The organism is Agarivorans sp. OAG1, from assembly GCF_037076485.1.
Lineage (GTDB): Bacteria > Pseudomonadota > Gammaproteobacteria > Enterobacterales > Celerinatantimonadaceae > Agarivorans > Agarivorans albus.
In genome coordinates this window covers 2,103,206-2,121,013 of the sequence record NZ_AP028990.1, presented here as the reverse complement: position 1 = coordinate 2,121,013, position 17,808 = coordinate 2,103,206, and the positions used below count along the sequence as shown (strand labels likewise).

The following is a 17,808-nucleotide window of genomic DNA, read 5'->3' as shown; positions in this document are numbered from 1 at the left end:
ACAATTTATCTGGCATTGCTAACCAAGAGCACTACTAACTGCACTCGCGCCAGAAGGGCTTATGAATCACAATTATAGTTAATTTTATTAACAATGGTTGGGGATGCGGCAAACAAAAAAGCAGCCATCTGGCTGCTTTAGGAGGAACAACTACATAACCGGTAAATCAATATTTTTGAACAGCTCTTCCACTTCATCGAGAGACTTGGCTTGCACGGCTCTATCAACAATATCTCGGGTTAAGTGAGGCGCAAATCGTTCAATAAAATCGTACATGTAAGTACGTAAGAAAGTACCTTTTCTAAAACAAATCTTAGTGGTACTTGCTCTGAATAAATGGCTAGCATCAATTGCTACCAAGTCCTGGTCTTGTTGCTTATCGATAGCCATACTCGCCAACACACCAACGCCAATTCCCATTCGAACATAGGTTTTAATCACATCGGCATCGGTCGCAGTGAAGACAATCTTTGGCACTTTACCAGCACGGCCAAAGGCATCATCTAAATCGGAGCGACCAGTAAAACCAAAAATGTAAGTAACAATGGAATGTTTAGCCAAATCGTTAATGGTAACGACTTCACCGTTTAAATGTTTTTTCGCCAACTCATGTTCTTTGGGCACCAATATGCTGCGATTCCAATGATAACAAGGCAACATCACTAAATCGGAGAAAATATGCAGTGCCTCAGTGGCAATGGCAAAGTCTGCACTGCCCTTAGCCACTGCTTCATTTATCTGGTTAGGCGTGCCCTGATGCATGTTTAAAGAAACATTTGGGTAGCGATGGATAAAACCTTGAATAACTTCGGGCAACGCATAACGCGCTTGAGTATGCGTAGTTGAGATATTAAGCGAGCCTTGGTCTGGGTGAGTATGCTGATTAGCTACCGCTTTAATACTTTCAACTTTGGCCATAATCTCATTGCTGATGCGAATGATTTCTTTGCCAGCAGGAGTTACTTGGCTAAGGTGCTTGCCGCTACGCTTGAATATCTGAACCCCTAGCTCATCCTCCAATAAACGAATTTGTTTACTAATACCGGGCTGCGAAGTATATAAACTCTCCGCAGTAGCCGACACATTGAGGTTGTTGTTTACTACTTCGACGATATAACGTAACTGCTGCAATTTCATGTAGTTGAGTTCTCTGGCGCGAAAAAACTATAACGCTAACTATCCGGTTAACGAGTTCTTATTACATTTTTTCATAAGTATATAATCAATTACAGAGATATTGAAACGTCTTTATAACAGATATTTACTAAGCGCTAATCAGTTCAAATTTCTCACCAATTGTGCAGAGTTTTGTTTTAACAAACGCAAGGTTGCCCCAGCGCCCATTAAGGCGACTAACAGGGTGCCTAACAACGGTCCAAGTACCCATAACCCTAGGTTAATGGAAGCGCCGATATCAAACACAAACACTTGCAATAGTACCAAAATAGTTTGGGCAGCACTGGCTGCAATAAATCCGGCTAAAAAGCCGAGTATTACGAACTCATAGATCACCGCATTACGCAGTAGTTTTGCGCTAGCGCCTAAGGTTCTCAGTATCACCGTTTGCCGTCTACGTTCTTCCAAAGAGCTTTGTACTTGTGCATATAACACTAAGCTGCTGGCAAGTAGCACTACTACTAGCACAAGTCTGAGTGCTAACGCGACCTGTTCAACCACCTGAGACAGTTGTTCAATCAAGGCTTTAACATTAATTAATACCAAGGTGGGAAAACGCGCCATAGTTTGCGCCATCCAAGCCGCTTTATCTTCGGGCAGATTAAACGACGTTAAATAGCCAGTCGGGAAGTCTTGCAAAATATCGGGGCTTAGCAATACGTAAAAATTAGGCTGCATTGTGTTCCAATCGATACTGCGCAAACTTGTTACGGTAACCGTAAACCGACTAGCACCAATCATAAATTCAAGAGTGTCGTTAAGCTTAATATCTAAGCGTTCGGCAAACTCTTCATCTACCGAAGCCTCACCAGTACTGCCAGCTGTAAGCCATTCACCTGCTACCAGCTCATTACGATAAGGCAGCTCCAATACACTGCTTAAATTTAGTTCGCGACCAGCTCCTCGGCGTCGTGAAGAAGTCTTCTCTGAGTACTCCCCTTCTCGTTCTTGACTAACTGCTTCTTGGTTGATGGCAACCAGCCGACCTCGTAACATTGGGAACATAGTGGTGAGTTCGACACTTTCATCGGCAAAACGAGAAGCTAGCTGAGGCTTCTGCTGCTCGGAAATGTTATACATGAAGTGATTAGGCGCGCCTTCTGGAAGCTGTTGCTGCCACTCACTAATCAAATCTTGTTGGATAACCCACACTACCAACGCTAACTTGATGGCTACAGTAAAGCCAATAAGCTGAACCCTATTTTGCTTAGCTCTTTTATAAAGAGACGAAATCGCAATCTTCAAACTTAGGCTTTTCAGTTTCTCTGCTTGCTTCTTACTGCCCCAGAGCAGTAATTGACTCACAACCAACAACAGTGCCACCGCAATCAAGCCTACACCGAGCAAAATTGCACTCAAGGTAAATGAACCGCTATAAAGTAACAGTAAGGCAAATACACTCACTAGCATCCACAAGGCAATCCATATTGGTTTCACCACTGCATCATCACTGTTGCGGCGAATTACTCGCATAGGTGCAATGTTAAATAGCTGAGATAGTGTTGGCAGCGTAAACGCTACGCCACAAATCAAGCCACTGCCTGCAGCCATTAAGTAAGGCGCAGCGCCAGCACTCGGTAGATCAATACTAAGTAACTTTTCAACATAATGGGTCACCGGCCATTGCACCAACGTCGCCAAAGCAATACCTAATACGATAGACACCAATACCACGGTAAACAGGTGTCCTAAATAAATGGTTCTGATCTGCGGCTTACTTGCACCAAGCACTTTAAACATTGCTACAGTGTCGTAGTGACGCTGGCAATATAAGCGACTAGCTACCGCAATGGCTGCACTGGCAAGCAAAATTCCGATAAGACCAGCTAATAGCAAAAATTGCTGGGCCCTTTGCAAGGCTCCCGCTAAAGGAGAGTTGCCACTACGTACCGTTACCATGCGTTGATTATCGGCAAGCTGCGGTGTTACCCAATTTTCGAATGCATCTAGCTGGCTTTTATCTCCAGCAAACATATAGCGATAACCTAAACGACTGCCAGGCTGTACAACCTCTGTTTGTGCAACATCGCTAATATTAATGATCACTCGTGGGGCGGTCATAAATACACTGAAGGGCGCATCAGGTTCGGTAACAATACGGCCAGTCACCCGAAATTCTGCTTCACCAATTTCAATTAAATCGCCGATGTCTATATCAAGTTGATAAAACAAACGTTCTGCAATCCAAGCCTCACCCTGAGGAATGCCCTTGGCGGACTCATTTGTTAAGCCATTTTTTTCTCGGCTTATTCTTAAACGCCCTTTAAGGGGATAGTCTTGGGATACAGATTTAACACTGGCGAGTACTAAGTTTTCGTTGCCATAAACCATGGAGGGAAACAACAACTGTTCAGCATAATCAAGCTGTAAAGACTCTGCTTGAACAGCCAAAGGTAAGTCAACGGGATGAGCACTGCGAACCACTCGGTCAGCCGCAATAAAGTCACCACTTTTGTTAAAGATGGCCTGCTCCATTCGGTCTGTTATGCTGGTAAACAACCACACCGAACTCACCGCCAGCACAATGGCGGCAGAAATAATGGTTAACTCACCGCGCTTTAGCTCAGCCTTAAATAAACGCCAAATTAAACTCTTCATCCTTGGCTCCTTAAGACTGAATAATACGACCAGCTTGTAATGTGATTTGTCTTAAGCAACGTGCCGCCAGTTTTTGCTCGTGAGTTACCAGTACCAAAGTGGTGCCTGCCTGTTGGTTTAGCTCAAACAGCAGATCTTCAATGATTTGACCGTTGTTATTGTCTAAGTTTGCCGAAGGCTCATCGGCAAACAGCACCTTAGGCTGACAAATAAACGCCCGTGCAATAGCTACTCTTTGCTGTTCGCCACCGGATAGCTGATTTGGATAATGATCGTGACGTTCAGCTAAACCCACTTTAGCCAGCCACTGCTCTGCGAGTTCTTTAGCATTAGGTAAACCCTTAAGCTCCGCAGGTAACATCACGTTTTCTAGCGCAGTTAGTGCCGGCACCAACAAAAATTGCTGAAAAATAAAGCCTACATTGTCGCGACGTAAGCTGGCGCGTTGTTCTTCATCAAGCGCAGCTAAGTTCTTTGAACAAAGCTCCACACTGCCCTGACTAGCACTGTCTAAGCCAGCCAAAATACTCAACAAAGTGGTTTTACCTGAGCCAGAGGCTCCAACAATCGCTAGGGATTCGCCCTGTTGCACAGTTAACTCAATATCATTCAGCAGATTTAAATTTCCACCCGGAGTTGCAACATGATGATTGAGTCCGCTGGCGTTTATGATTATGTTAGACGCTGAATCTGAATTAGCTGTTGGCATATAGTAGGTGCTCAAAAATGATGGTTAGACACAAAAATAAAGTTTTAACGCTAGTTACACTATCTGTTTTACTCTTTTTTACATTGAGTTCAAAGGCTTTTGCCAATACCAAGTCAATTCTTATCCTAGGTGACAGTTTAAGTGCTGGATATGGCATGCCAATAGAACAGGCTTGGGTTTCATTAACCCAGCAATACTACAACGAAACAGACCAAGCTATCGATCTCATTAATGCCAGTATAAGTGGCGAAACTACAGCAGGTGGTTTAAGACGATTACCTTCGTTGATTCAACAGCATAAGATCGACTGGTTATTGATTGAACTAGGCGGTAACGATGGTTTACAAGGCCACCCTACTTCCAACATTGAAAACAATCTAAACGCAATTATTGCTTTAGCTAAACAAAACGACATCAAGATTGCGTTGATGCAAATTCGCATCCCGCCTAATTACGGCAAACGCTATCGCCAAGCCTTTGAGGGTTTGTACCCCAAAATTGCTAAACAGCAACAGATTAACTATCTACCGTTTTTTATTGAAGAAATAGCCACAAACTCGTCACTGATGCAAAACGATGGAATACATCCAAACCAACAAGCTCAACCGCTTATCAGTCAGAAAATGAGGGAACAGCTAAAAGAATTAGTGAACGCCGGCTAGCCGGTTTGGGCAAAGCCGTTAGCGTTTTGTAATAGCTGAGAAAGCGGAACAACCCGATCTTGCATCACTTTAATGGCTTCGAACTGGCTTAGCGATTTTCGCTCATCCAGTACTAAACCACCTTCAATCGTCATCAAGGTGTAAGTTTGCTCACTCACCTCTACCACCACGCAACGCGCTTGAGCGTTTTCGGTTTGCAATACTGCTAGCTCGCCGATTTGTAAGAGGTTTTGATGAGTGCTCGCAGTACTAGTAAAAAACCAGCTTTGCGGCATTAACGGTTTTAAGAATTGAGCTGACGCGACAGCATTTAGACAAATCTGCACTTTAATAGGATCAGACCAATTAAAGGGCTCTAACTGCTCGAGAAATTGATAATAGAGCTGAGTGTGCTCGGTAGTAAACGGACCATCTTCTTGAGCATGTTGAACACAACGCTTTTTACACAACTTAGACACAAACAGCATATTTTCACCTAACTCAAGAGTCATTACTCCCTTGTTAGTATCAAATACCCAGTGCCATTGTTTATTAGGTTGAATTAACATTGCTAAAAAGAAAAACTGTCCATGTTGAGTTCACTTAATAAACAAATGTACTACGAGAACTCAACAAAGACAAATTAAATTAATTAAAATTTATACAGCCTTGGCTATTTGTTTAATTAATTCTGGGCCTTTATAAATAAAGCCACTATATATTTGAACTAATTTTGCGCCGGCATCCATTTTTTCTTTAGCAGCCATCGCTGAATCAATTCCGCCAACACCGATAATTGGTATCTCAGATTTTAAGTAATGATCTAATTTTCTAATAACTTCAGTGGACTTTAATTGCAAAGGACGTCCACTTAAACCACCAGCTTCACTAGCGTGGTTCATCCCTTCTACCATTGAACGCTCTAGCGTTGTATTAGTAGCAATTACACCATCGAGCTTATATTTTAATAAAGAGTCACTAATTTGTTCTATTTCAGCTTCTGATAAATCTGGCGCTATTTTGATCAATAAAGGAACATGTTTATTATATTGCTGAGAAAGTTGATCTTTACGCTCAGTTAGATCCTTTAATAGATCTTCTAACGCTTCACCATATTGAAGTGTACGTAAACCAGGAGTATTTGGGCTAGAAATATTAACAGCAATATAAGAAGCATGTGGAAACGCTTTATTCATGCCTATTAAATAATCATCTTTACCCTTCTCTACCGGAGTATCAAAGTTTTTACCAATGTTGATCCCAAGGATCCCTTTATATTGGCTTTGCTCAACATTATTAATTAAATTGTCGATCCCTAAGTTATTAAAACCCATTCGGTTAATAATACCTTCGGCATCTAATACTCGGAAAATTCTTGGTTTATCGTTACCAGATTGCGGACGCGGTGTAACAGTACCCACCTCTACAAAACCAAAACCCATAGCATCAAAGGCTTGAATACACTCACCATTTTTATCCAAGCCTGCCGCTAAACCAACTGGATTAGGGAAAGTTAAGCCCATCAACTCTACCGGATTAGGCGCGATATTCTGGCGGTAAACACGATCTAATAAGGTTCCACCAGTGCGTTTGAACATCTCAATAGTAAGATCGTGTGCGCGTTCTGGATCAAGTTGAAAGATAAGTTTTCGAGCAAGTGGGTAATACATTTGAACTCCTAGTATAAGACCCCCGAAGATGCAGGGCTTCGGGGGCAGTATTTTATACTAATTTACGGAGCAGTTTAAATTTAATAGGTTCAATTCCCTCAATAAAACCGAAAATTTTGCAAACTCGTGGGTATTTCCGGTCTTAAAGTCAGCTAACATGTGATTCCAGCGGTCTAACAAAGGCTCGTGGGCTGCTAACCAATCATCTAAGGGATCATTGCTTTCCATTTTACTGGCCCATTTCAAGGCACTTACCGTTAACTGACGCTGTTGCCAATCAAGATCTTCTCTAAAGGAAGATCGAGCTAGTGCCTGCCAATGATTATCAACACTTTGTAGGTTGATTTGATCCAAGAACCAATGCAAACCAATGTTAGTCCCTAAGTTAAAGTACAACTTAGCTACCGCTACTATGTCTTGTTCGGCTTGCTCTGCTACTTCAGTTAAGTCTAACACTGAGTAAAGCGAGTTCATTTTAGCCATTGCACAAGCAATTTCTGCCGGTACTTGCTGGTCTTGCAGCTGTTTAGACTCATTGTTAACCAGCTTAACTTCTTCAGCGGCTAATACATCCATAAGGTTCTTTTGCAGCTGTAAATAGCTAGGCTGATAGCGTTCTATTTGTTGAGCAATGCCCAGTGAGCGGTCACGCAAGGTTAAGAAACGACGAGTCGCACGGCGAATAATTCGGCGCAAGTTATCCATCATTTTCAGCTGTAGATGAGCACTTATTTTGTTATCTAAACCTTCAATTTTTTCGTACAGTTCCCACACACCAAACACTTCGCAGGCTGTGACATAGCAGTTACAAATCTCAGCTGGAGTCGCTCCTGTTTCTTCAACTAAACGGGTAACAAAGTTAAAGCCTACATCGTCAACCACTTTGTTCGCTAAACGAGTGGCCACAATTTCTTGTTTTAGAGGGTGTTGATGCATCTCGGTTACGTAACGTTGCTGCAACAGCAATGGGAATGACGTAATGAGTGTTTGACTCAAATAGGGATCTTCAGTCACCTCTTCAACATTAAACCACTCTTTAAGTACCATCTTACCGTAGGCCACTAATACCGCTAACTCGGGACGCGTTAAGCCTTGGCCATTAGATTGGCGCTCTATTAGCTCTTCGTCGCTAGGCAAAAACTCTAGGTTTCTATCAAGCAGATTGTCGCGCTCTAGAGCATGCATAAAGCGGATAACTTCTTTAACGGTAGCGGCGCCTAATTGCTCAGAAATACTAATAGACTGGCCCTGACGATAAGCGTTATCTAAAACAATCTCGCTAACGTTCTCGGTCATGTCCACCAGTAGTTTGTTACGTTGCTTCCCGGTTAAATCACCATTGCTGACTAAGCCATTTAGCAAGATTTTGATGTTAACTTCGTTATCTGAACAATCTACGCCACCCACATTGTCAGTAAAGTCAGTATTTATTCGACCACCGTTAGATGCGATTTCAATTCGCCCTAATTGGGTGATACCCAAATTACCACCCTCACCAACAATTTTGGCTCCAAGCTGTTTACCGTTAACTCGCACCGCGTCGTTAGCTCTATCGCCAACTTCTGAGTCAGACTCTGAACTTGCTTTAACGTATGTGCCAATCCCGCCGTTCCAAAACAAGTCTACAGACGAGCACAAGATGAGTTTAATAAGCGCGTTAGGTGTAACACTCTTCTCTTTTGTATTTAGCAGTTTTTGGATTTGAGGTGTCAGTGAAATTGACTTAGCACTACGAAGGAAAATACCACCACCTTCACTAATTAAGCTCTTATCGTAATCTGCCCACGAAGATCGAGGTAACTCAAACAAACGCTTACGTTCTTTGTAAGAGGAGGCTGAATCGGGAGTTGGGTCAATAATAATGTGCATGTGGTTAAATGCTGCCACTAGGCAGGTATGTTCGGATAACAACATACCATTACCAAATACATCGCCAGCCATATCGCCCACAGCCACACAGTTAAAGTCTGTAGTTTGACAATCGATACCTATTTCACGGAAATGACGCTTAACCGACTCCCAGGCACCACGAGCGGTAATGCCCATGCCTTTATGGTCGTATCCATTGCTACCGCCGGAAGCAAAAGCATCACCCATCCAAAATTGATATTCTTCACTCAGCTTATTGGCAATATCTGAAAAAGTAGCAGTACCCTTATCTGCCGCTACAACCAAATATGGGTCGTCTTCATCACGACGAACCACTTGCTTAGGCGGAACAATCTCACCTTTTACGTTGTTGTCGGTAATATCGAGTAAACCGCGAATAAAGGTGCGGTAACACTCTTTACCCTCTTCCAACCACGCATCTCGATCACTTGGGCTTGGCAGACGTTTACATACAAACCCACCTTTTGCTCCAACGGGCACGATTACCGTATTTTTAACTTGCTGAGCTTTTACTAAGCCAAGTACCTCGGTTCTAAAATCTTCTCGTCGATCTGACCAACGCAAACCTCCGCGCGCCACTTTACCGCCCCGTAAATGCACCCCTTCTACCCGTGGAGAGTAAACAAAAATCTCAAACATAGGCACCGGTTGTGGCATGTCTGATATTGCACTCGGGTTCATTTTAAAAGAGATATAATCTTTTACCTGCTTATCTTGATTTAGCTGGTAGAAGTTAGTTCTTAAGGTGGCCTTTATCATCTCTAAGTAGCGACGAATGATTCGATCGTCATCAAGGTTTTCTACTGCGTCTAACAGCGAAATCAACTTAGCCTCAATTTTCTCTTCAGTTTTATCTGAGCGTTTAAGACTAGGATTGAAACGACGACGGAATAGCTCAAGCAGCAGAACCGATATATCTGGGTAGCTAGCAAAAGTTTCTTCAATGTAACTTTGGCTAAAGTTGCTACCAATTTGCCGCATATATTTTGCGTAAGCACGTAACAGCGCCACATCTCTACCAGACGCCTGAGCAGCCAAGACTAAACGGTTAAAGCCATCATCTTCCAAGCTACCAGACCAAATTTGTGCTAAAGCTTGCTGGAAGTTATCGCGATTTTTTTCAATATCCAGCTCTTTAGAGGCTACAAAGGTCATGGCAAAATCGAGCAGCCAATATACTTTTCCGTCGCTAGTGGTTAGTCGATAAGGTGTTTCACCTATTACTCGCAACCCCATGTTCTCTAACATGGGTAAAATATCAGACAGGTGCAAAGGCTCATTTAGGTGAAACAGCTTTAAACGAACGTGGTTGCTATCGATGTTTTCTTCCTGAGGTCGATAGAACAGCATGCCTAACTGATTTTCATCATCAAGATCTTCAAACTGAATAATATCGGCTACCGCAGAGCCCGGTAATACATTCTCTTTATAAGAACGAGGAAAAGCAGTTTGATATTTATTACTAAGCTGAATGGCTCGCTCTTCGCCAAAATTAGAAATAAGTGAATCTACTAAGCGATCTTCCCAGGTTCTTGCGGCTTCAATAAGATTGGTTTGTAGGTCGCTCAAGTCAAACTCCTGATCGTTATTTTCTACACGCACCAAGTAATGGGTTCGCGCCATTGAACCTTCGGTGAAATAAGTTGAGAACTCCACGTCTTCCTTAGACTTAAAATGCTCCTTAAGAATTTGCTGGCTATGGATCCGCAAAGCAGTGTTGTAGCGCTCTTTTGTGGTATACACCAAACAAGAATAAAAGCGTCCGTATATATCCTTACGAACAAACAACTTCACCAAATCACGTTCTTGGATTTGTTCTACGCCTAAGCCAATGTTGAGTAATTCTTCTTCAGTGGCCTGAATAAGCTCATCACGGGGATAAGTTTCCATGATGTTTAGCAAAGATTTATAAGCGTGAGAGCCGGCAGGAAGATCTGAATTAACCATTATCTTCGCTAGCTTTTGGTTAATCAGTGGAATTTCTAGAGCACTACGGTTGTAGATAGAAGAGGCATACAAACCAATGAAACGGTGCTCGCCAACCACTTTGCCATTTTTATCAAAAACTTTAACCCCAACATGGTCAATATAGGCTGGTCTATGTACCCGTGACTTGTGGTTGCTCTTATTTAACACCAAAGGGACTTGGTTGGTGGCTAAATCTCGCCCTGCGGTGGTGTAAGAAGACAATGAGACAACTTGGCTGGTTACGTATTCTCGATACAAACCTAAACTGCCAGTTTCATCAGGTATTAGCTGCAAATCGCCTTTTACTTGCTTAAGTGAATAGTGTCGATAGCCCATTAAGGTAAAGTTGTTATCCGACATCCAAGACAAAAAAGCGGTACTTTGGGCCAAAGACTGATCGTCTTTTGCGCCACTGCTATTAGCCAATTCATCCGCCACCGACTTTAACTTTTTGAGCATCGGTTGCCAGTCATTCACCACTACATTAACTTCATCCAATACCGTGTTAAGTTCTTTATTTAGGCGTCGTAAGGCTTTTTCATCACTCTGGCGGTCGATCTCAATCATGAATACTGTTTGATTGCCAAGCTGGGCATGCTCTACATCATGAACGGCCGTCACTTTGTTATTATCATCTCGATCTAAGCGCATCGGTTGATGCATTAACAAGTGAGTATTAATGCCACTACGCCCTAAAGCCATGCGGATGGAGTCAACCAGAAACGGCGAATCTGGCACCACTATCTCGATAATAGTATGGCTAGATTGCCAACCATGGCGGCTTAGTTCGGGGTTATAAACCTTAATGTGGCGTTCGCAGGTTGAAGTATGATTAAGGGCATTCCAAAGCCCTACTCCCACTCCATATAAATCACTGTCGCTGCGATTGGCTAAATCGTCACTGCCCATGCCTGAAAACAGTCGTGAGAGAAATTCTTCGGCCAAGGGAGCAGCCGTTTTATCCAGTTTTTGATTTACGATTTGATAGACTTTTTTAAGCAGTACGGAGGCATGTTGCTGCGCTCTTGTCATAACGCATTCCTTATCCTAGTAGAGTAATATTATTATTGTGTAAAACAATGGCTTATTGTTTATTTCAGTGTAGTTGGCTTTAGAAAATAATCGACAAAACAACCACTTTCACCTTACAAACAATTAAACCACGTTTTTACATATTTACAACATAGATGACTAGACTTTTTGAAGTGACAGAAATTTATTGTTGCTGTCAGTAGACAGGACAAAACGACCATTTATTCCGCTTCGGTCTAAAAAAGGCAAAAAGCGCAAAGCAGGGATCTGAATGCGCATGCCATTACTGTCGGTAGCAATAATAGAGCGGGCTGTTCCTCGGTATACCCGCTCAAACTCCTGATAAGAAATGTGAATATTAAAAAAGTACTGCTTCATTGCTCGATTGCACTTAGGCCTTAAGTTGTTGCAAGCCGTTTGTTACCTTTTCAAATAGATCTTTACTGAGGTCTTCCAGCTCAGCTAAGCGCTGCAACTGCTCGATAATGAGCGCTTTACGCTCATCATCCAGTTTAACTGTTTGGATCAGCGGGGTAATCAAACGCGATGCAACTTGCGGGTTTTGAGTATTTAGTACACACAAGATATCGGTTAAGTAGCGATAACCAGAACCATCTTTTGCGTGAAAGTGACGCGCATTGTTGTTAGCGAAGCTACCAATTAAAGAGCGTACTCGGTTAGGGTTTTCCATACTAAAACTTGGGTGTTCCGCCAAAGCTTTAACCCTGGCTAAACTGCCCTCTTTGGCATAACTGGCTTCTAAAGCAAACCACTTATCCATCACTAAGCCATCATGTTGCCAGTTTTGCTCGTAGTCTTTAAACATTGCATCACGCTTCTGGATACCGGCATTGTTAGCAGCCGACATAGCAGCCAATTTATTAGTCATAGTTGGGCTATCAAAATAGGCTGCAGAAACTAACTCTGGCTGAGTATGCGCCACATACTGTAAACATGCGGCACGTAACGAGCGCAAATTGATATCATCATGGGCCAAGCTCTGTTTATCGGCTTTTGCACAAGCTTGCTCTAAGGCTGCAAATTGCTCAGGCAATGCGACAGCTAAACTATAAATGAAAAAGTCTCGAGCTTGAGCAATTGCATCAATATCTACTTGGGCAAAACCATCAGCAATTTCATTCTCACCACTAATGGTAAGCAGCTCTGCTAATAAACCTTTATCAATTGAGGTATCTTCTAATAGCAGCTTAAAGGTATTTACAATCGCCTCTTCTAGCTGCAGATTGTTACCTGCTTGAACTTGCGCTACGGCTTGTTTCATCCACGCGCTAACTAGCTTTTGCATGCCGTCCCAGCGCGCAAAAGTATTGCTGGCATGGTTGATAATTAGCAACAATTGGTCTGTGCTGTATTCCATATCTAGTTTTACAGGGGCTGAGAACTCTTGCAGCATTACCAATGTAGGTTGCTCACTAATGCCTTCAAAGTGCCAGGTTTGTTGCTGCTGAGTAAGCTCTAATACTGTAGAAACAGCTTGCCCATTCATGCTAAGCGCTAAGGCTTCGCCATTGCTGCTTAACAACTCTACAGACACTGGAATATGTAATGCGTGTTTCTCGCTTTGTTCAGCGGTGGCTGGTGTATGCTGGTGAATGTTTAAGCTGTACTGTTGTTTTGCTTCATTGTATTCACTTTGAACTTTAAGCACCGGTGTGCCTGACTGACTGTACCAGCGTTTGAACAGGCTTAAATCTTTGCCGCTAGCATCTTGCATCGCATTCACAAAATCATCGCAAGTTACCGCTTGGCCGTCGTGGCGATCCACGTAGGTTTTCATACCCGCTTGAAAACCCTCTTCGCCTAGCAAGGTATGCAGCATACGAATAACTTCCGAGCCTTTCTCATACACTGTTAAGGTGTAAAAGTTATTCATCTCAATCACCTTATCTGGGCGAATGGGATGCGCCATAGGCCCAGCATCTTCAGCAAATTGGTGACTGCGTAATATCCGAACATTCTTAATTCGATTTACTGCTCGCGAGCCTAAATCAGAACTAAACTCTTGGTCGCGAAAAACCGTTAAACCTTCTTTTAAGGATAACTGAAACCAATCTCGACAAGTAATACGGTTGCCGGTCCAGTTATGGAAGTACTCATGACCAATTACCGCTTCAATGCCTAAAAAGTCATTGTCTGTGGCGCTCTGTTTATTAGCTAGTACGTATTTAGAGTTAAATACGTTTAGGCCTTTGTTTTCCATTGCGCCCATGTTGAAGAAATCGACGGCGACTATCATATAGATATCAAGGTCGTACTCTAAGCCAAAGCGCTCTTCATCCCAACGCATTGCCGCTTTTAGCGATGCCATAGCGTGTTCGGTACGATCTAAATTGCCTTTATCAACAAATAGCTCTAACGCAATAGTTCTGCCCGATTGGGTAACAAAACTATCTTCTAACAAGTCAAAATCACCAGCAACCAAAGCAAATAAGTAGCTTGGTTTAGGGAATGGGTCTTGCCAGCTTACCCAGTGTTTCCCATCGGCTAACTCGCCTTGATCAACCTTGTTACCGTTCGATAGTAAAAACGGATATTGGGCTTTATCGGCAATAATTTTAGTGCTGTAAGTAGCCAACACGTCCGGTCGGTCTAAAAAGTAAGTGATTCGGCGAAAGCCCTCTGCTTCACACTGAGTACAAAAAGCATCACCCGATTGATACAAACCTTCAAAGGCTTTATTTTCTTTAGGATTAACTTGAGTCACTACTTCTAACTCAAAACGCGCTGGCAATTCACTAATAACCAACTGCCCTTCACTCACTTGATAAGCGTCATGAGTTTGCTGATTAACTTTAATACTCAGCAGCTCCAGTTTTTCACCATCAAGCACTAGGTCGGTAATGTCATTTGTCTGCCTAACCACCGTTGATACAGCGATAACTTTGGTAGCGCTAGGATCTAAATCGAACTCTAAGGCAACATTTTCAATAGTGTAACCAGGCGCTTGATAATCTGAACGGTACTTGGCTGTAGGTTGAGCTGATGAGTCGGCCATGACACTTCCTTATTTGAGAAAAGAGAAATACTTGTAAGCTGTTTTTATTGTAAAAGATAATAGTATGCGCAGCTAACGCTTTGTTGCTGCTTTAAAAACAAAAAAGCCGGCCTAAGCCGGCTTTTTAGATACGTTCAGCTTAAAAAGATAATAAGCCAATCGCATTTAAGAAAACTACCGCAATGGCAATTGGTGAGATAAAGCGAACGCTCTTCGAGAACATTTGGAAGGCTTGGCTCTCTAAGCCCATGCCTTGCTTCACTTTGTCAGCTTGAACAATCCAACCAACAAATACAGCAATAAACAAACCGCCTAAAGGCAGAAGAATATTAGCAGTAATGTAATCTAAAACTTCGAAGAAGTTTTTACCCATTGGGCTCTCTTCAAACTGGAAGATTTCCCAACCAGCAAATGAGCCAATAGTACCTAAGCTTAATAGCCAAACCGCACTACCTGAAATAACCGCAGCAACGTTACGGCGGAAACCTTTACGTTCTACTAAGTAAGCAGAAGTAGATTCAAGCAACGCCAAGGCTGAAGTAAAGGCAGCAACGGTTACCATTACGAAGAATACTGTAGAGATCACGCCACCTAGTGGCATAGTACCAAAGGCAATTGGCAATGATACAAACAGTAAACCAGGACCTGCGCTTGGCTCAATACCGTTGGCAAATACAATTGGGTAAATAGCTAAACCAGCCATTAGCGCCACAACGGTATCGGCAATTGCGATGTAAATAGAGGTTTTAGCAATTGAAGCACCTTCCGGAAGGTAAGCGCCGTAAACCATCATAATGCCTGATGACAAACTCAAGGTGAAGAATGCATGACCCAGTGCCATAAGCACGCCATTAATCGTCAGCTTCGAGAAGTCAGGGCTGAACATAAAGCTAACTGCAGCGCCAAAATCACCAGTTACTGCTGCATAAATCATAATGATGGTTAGCAATACAAACAGCGCAGGCATTAGTAAAGTAACAATGCGCTCTAAACCTTTGGTTACGCCTTTAGCTAAAACAACTACAGTGCCTACAATTACCAAAGTAGCCCATAAAACAAGCTGCTTAGGATCAGAAGTTAATGCGTCGAATAAAGCGCCAATTTGTTTTGCGTCACCCGCTGCAGCGCTAATATCGCCACCCGCAGATTTGAATACATACGCAACTGCCCAACCAGCAATAACGATATAAAAGCTTAATACCAAAAAGCCCGCTAATACGCCCATGCCACCAATAAATGCCCAGTTCTTAGAACGACCATTTTCTATAGCAACTTTAGCGACCGCGTTGGCAGGAGTAGAACGACCTTGTTTACCTAAGTAAACCTCGGCCATCATCACTGGGATACCAATGAATAAAATACAAAGAAGATAGACAAGAACAAAGGCACCACCGCCGTTCTCACCCATAATATAAGGGAATTTCCAAATGTTACCGAGGCCTACAGCTGCGCCGGTGGCAGCCAAAATGTAAGCAAAGTTACTTGACCAGCGATTACTCACCGAAGTGTTATTACTCATGATTTTCTCTTTTATATTGTGTTTGCTAATTGCGTCCATGATTTTAGGGCGCCAATATAAGCATAAACAAAGGGAAAATTACAGCCAAAATGAATCTTTATGCTGAAATTATGCGGTCTGTCGGCACAAGCAATCTACAAATAGCTCAACAACAAGTTAATCCACCTGAATAGTCATTCTGAACTATTGCATTAAACATCAATTAAACGCTTGCCACTGTTGCTCTAACCATTCCTTTTCATAGCGTAGTATGGGATGTAAGGTTTGTCTTTTCTTTACTGCAGTTGCTTCTTGTTCATTTAAAGAAACCCCATTTGCCATCAATACAAATGGCCTTAACTGATCACCTTTTTCGATAAAGCCAACTAAGTTGACTACCCCATTTACATAACCACTTTTAGCCAGCACCTGCGCTTTTAAAGGCGCACGAGTAAGGCTACGGCGATACATTAAGGTGCCGGTTTGTCCAGCAATAGGCAGGCGCTTAATTAAAGCTTGTAACTGTGGATCTGATTGCCATAACTGCATAATCTGATACAGCAGGTTTGCACTAATCAAATTCTCTCTAGATAAACCTGAACCATCGCGAATTTGTGCGCGGCTTAAATCAAGCCCCAAAGCGCTTAATTGTTCAACTACAACTTTACTGGCTTGCTGATAGGTACCAGCGCGCTGCTGCTCTCTGGCTAAAGTTTTAAATACGCTATCTGCCGTTAAGTTGTCAGATTCAACCAGCATATACTCTAATAACTCAAGTAACGGCGCAGAAAGGTGATGAACGCTCTCAGAATAAGGACTAAGTTGCTGCTGGTACGAAATGTTGCCTTTAAAGCTTAAGCCTGCTCTCACCATGCTTCGCTTTAACTTCTTTGAAAAATAGCGCTGTTCATCGTTAATCGAAAAACGTAATGGCATCATGCCGCTATCCGCCTTTATACAACCTTGCAGCGAATACTGGTTATGATCACCCACACGCAGATTTTGTTCACAATCGGGATGATTTTTGCTCACAGTAATAATTTGATTGTCGATGTTGAGTAAACTTGAATCACTAATATGTAGGCGGCTTAACTGCCCTACCTTGCCCGGCTTTAAATTACCGTTAATACAGTTGTTATCAATATTTAGAGAGCTAGCTGGCGCAGCAAAACAAATACCGATGTCATTCCATACTTGCCCTTGGCTTCGGTTATGGCCTGTAAACTCGCTGTCATCAACTTGAATAGACGCGACTTTAGAACCAAAACGTGTTTTAGCTTTATTAAGCAGTGCTACTAAATCTTGGCTGGTAAAACTCGGATCGCCGCGCATGTGTAAGCGAAGATGCATGCCTTTATCACTAGGCTTAATGCTTAACTTAGTGGTATAGCGGTAATCTTTACCTAGTTGCTTAAGGGCAACGGTTGCGGTTACTACTTTAAGTGTGCTGGCAGGAGTTAACAGTAAATCTGCATGTTGTGAGCTATCAGGGCTAACAAAACTGATCAAGGCACCAGGTGGCTCAACGATCGCATGGACAAAAAATGGTGTAAGAACAATAGAAAGGAAAGCTGAAAATCTAACAATAGCCCGCATAGTTGCCAAACTCT

The 17,808-nt window shown here is 42.6% G+C and carries 11 protein-coding genes; 1 reads left to right on the top strand and 10 read right to left on the bottom strand.

From position 1 onward, the window contains the following. Window positions 1–150: 150 nt before the first annotated feature. From cysB to OAG1_RS09640, 3 genes are all read right to left on the bottom strand, one after another. Window positions 151–1,137: an HTH-type transcriptional regulator CysB gene (cysB, locus tag OAG1_RS09650; RefSeq protein WP_016401866.1), complete on the bottom strand. Its 987-nt coding sequence runs from the start codon at window positions 1,135–1,137 to the stop codon at window positions 151–153. A gap of 138 nt (window positions 1,138–1,275) precedes the next feature. Further along, complete coding sequence (locus tag OAG1_RS09645; protein WP_338626137.1) at window positions 1,276–3,774, bottom strand: FtsX-like permease family protein; 2,499 nt, start codon at window positions 3,772–3,774, stop codon at window positions 1,276–1,278. Window positions 3,775–3,784: 10 nt separating this feature from the next. After that, on the bottom strand, window positions 3,785–4,483 hold the full coding sequence (locus OAG1_RS09640) for an ABC transporter ATP-binding protein (protein ID WP_338626135.1): 699 nt from the start codon (window positions 4,481–4,483) through the stop codon (window positions 3,785–3,787). 17 nt (window positions 4,484–4,500) lie between these two features. Between OAG1_RS09640 and OAG1_RS09635 the strand changes: the two genes are divergently transcribed. Further along, window positions 4,501–5,145: an arylesterase gene (locus OAG1_RS09635; RefSeq protein WP_040307181.1), complete on the top strand. Its 645-nt coding sequence runs from the start codon at window positions 4,501–4,503 to the stop codon at window positions 5,143–5,145. Here the strand turns inward: OAG1_RS09635 and OAG1_RS09630 are convergent. The 7 genes from OAG1_RS09630 to dacB form a co-directional block, all read right to left on the bottom strand. Next, window positions 5,142–5,693 carry a cell division protein ZapC domain-containing protein gene (locus tag OAG1_RS09630; protein ID WP_338626129.1) on the bottom strand — a complete coding sequence of 184 codons (552 nt, stop codon included), beginning with the start codon at window positions 5,691–5,693 and terminating at the stop codon, window positions 5,142–5,144. The genes OAG1_RS09635 and OAG1_RS09630 overlap by 4 nt on opposite strands. A 90-nt stretch (window positions 5,694–5,783) precedes the next feature. Beyond that, the gene (pyrD, locus tag OAG1_RS09625) at window positions 5,784–6,794 is read right to left on the bottom strand and encodes a quinone-dependent dihydroorotate dehydrogenase (RefSeq protein ID WP_016401872.1); all 1,011 of its coding nucleotides are present in this window, start codon (window positions 6,792–6,794) and stop codon (window positions 5,784–5,786) included. A 57-nt stretch (window positions 6,795–6,851) separates the two neighbouring features. After that, the gene (locus OAG1_RS09620; RefSeq protein WP_338626126.1) at window positions 6,852–11,684 is read right to left on the bottom strand and encodes an NAD-glutamate dehydrogenase; all 4,833 of its coding nucleotides are present in this window, start codon (window positions 11,682–11,684) and stop codon (window positions 6,852–6,854) included. 159 nt (window positions 11,685–11,843) lie between these two features. Next, entirely contained in the window at window positions 11,844–12,062 is a 219-nt protein-coding gene (locus OAG1_RS09615; RefSeq protein WP_016401874.1) for a DUF2835 domain-containing protein, read from the bottom strand. Between the two features lie 13 nt (window positions 12,063–12,075). Next, complete coding sequence (gene pepN / locus OAG1_RS09610) at window positions 12,076–14,700, bottom strand: aminopeptidase N (protein ID WP_338626123.1); 2,625 nt, start codon at window positions 14,698–14,700, stop codon at window positions 12,076–12,078. Window positions 14,701–14,839: 139 nt separating this feature from the next. After that, complete coding sequence (locus tag OAG1_RS09605) at window positions 14,840–16,219, bottom strand: sodium-dependent transporter (protein WP_338626121.1); 1,380 nt, start codon at window positions 16,217–16,219, stop codon at window positions 14,840–14,842. A 198-nt stretch (window positions 16,220–16,417) separates the two neighbouring features. Further along, window positions 16,418–17,707: a D-alanyl-D-alanine carboxypeptidase/D-alanyl-D-alanine-endopeptidase gene (gene dacB, locus OAG1_RS09600; RefSeq protein WP_338626119.1), complete on the bottom strand. Its 1,290-nt coding sequence runs from the start codon at window positions 17,705–17,707 to the stop codon at window positions 16,418–16,420. Window positions 17,708–17,808: the final 101 nt, after the last annotated feature.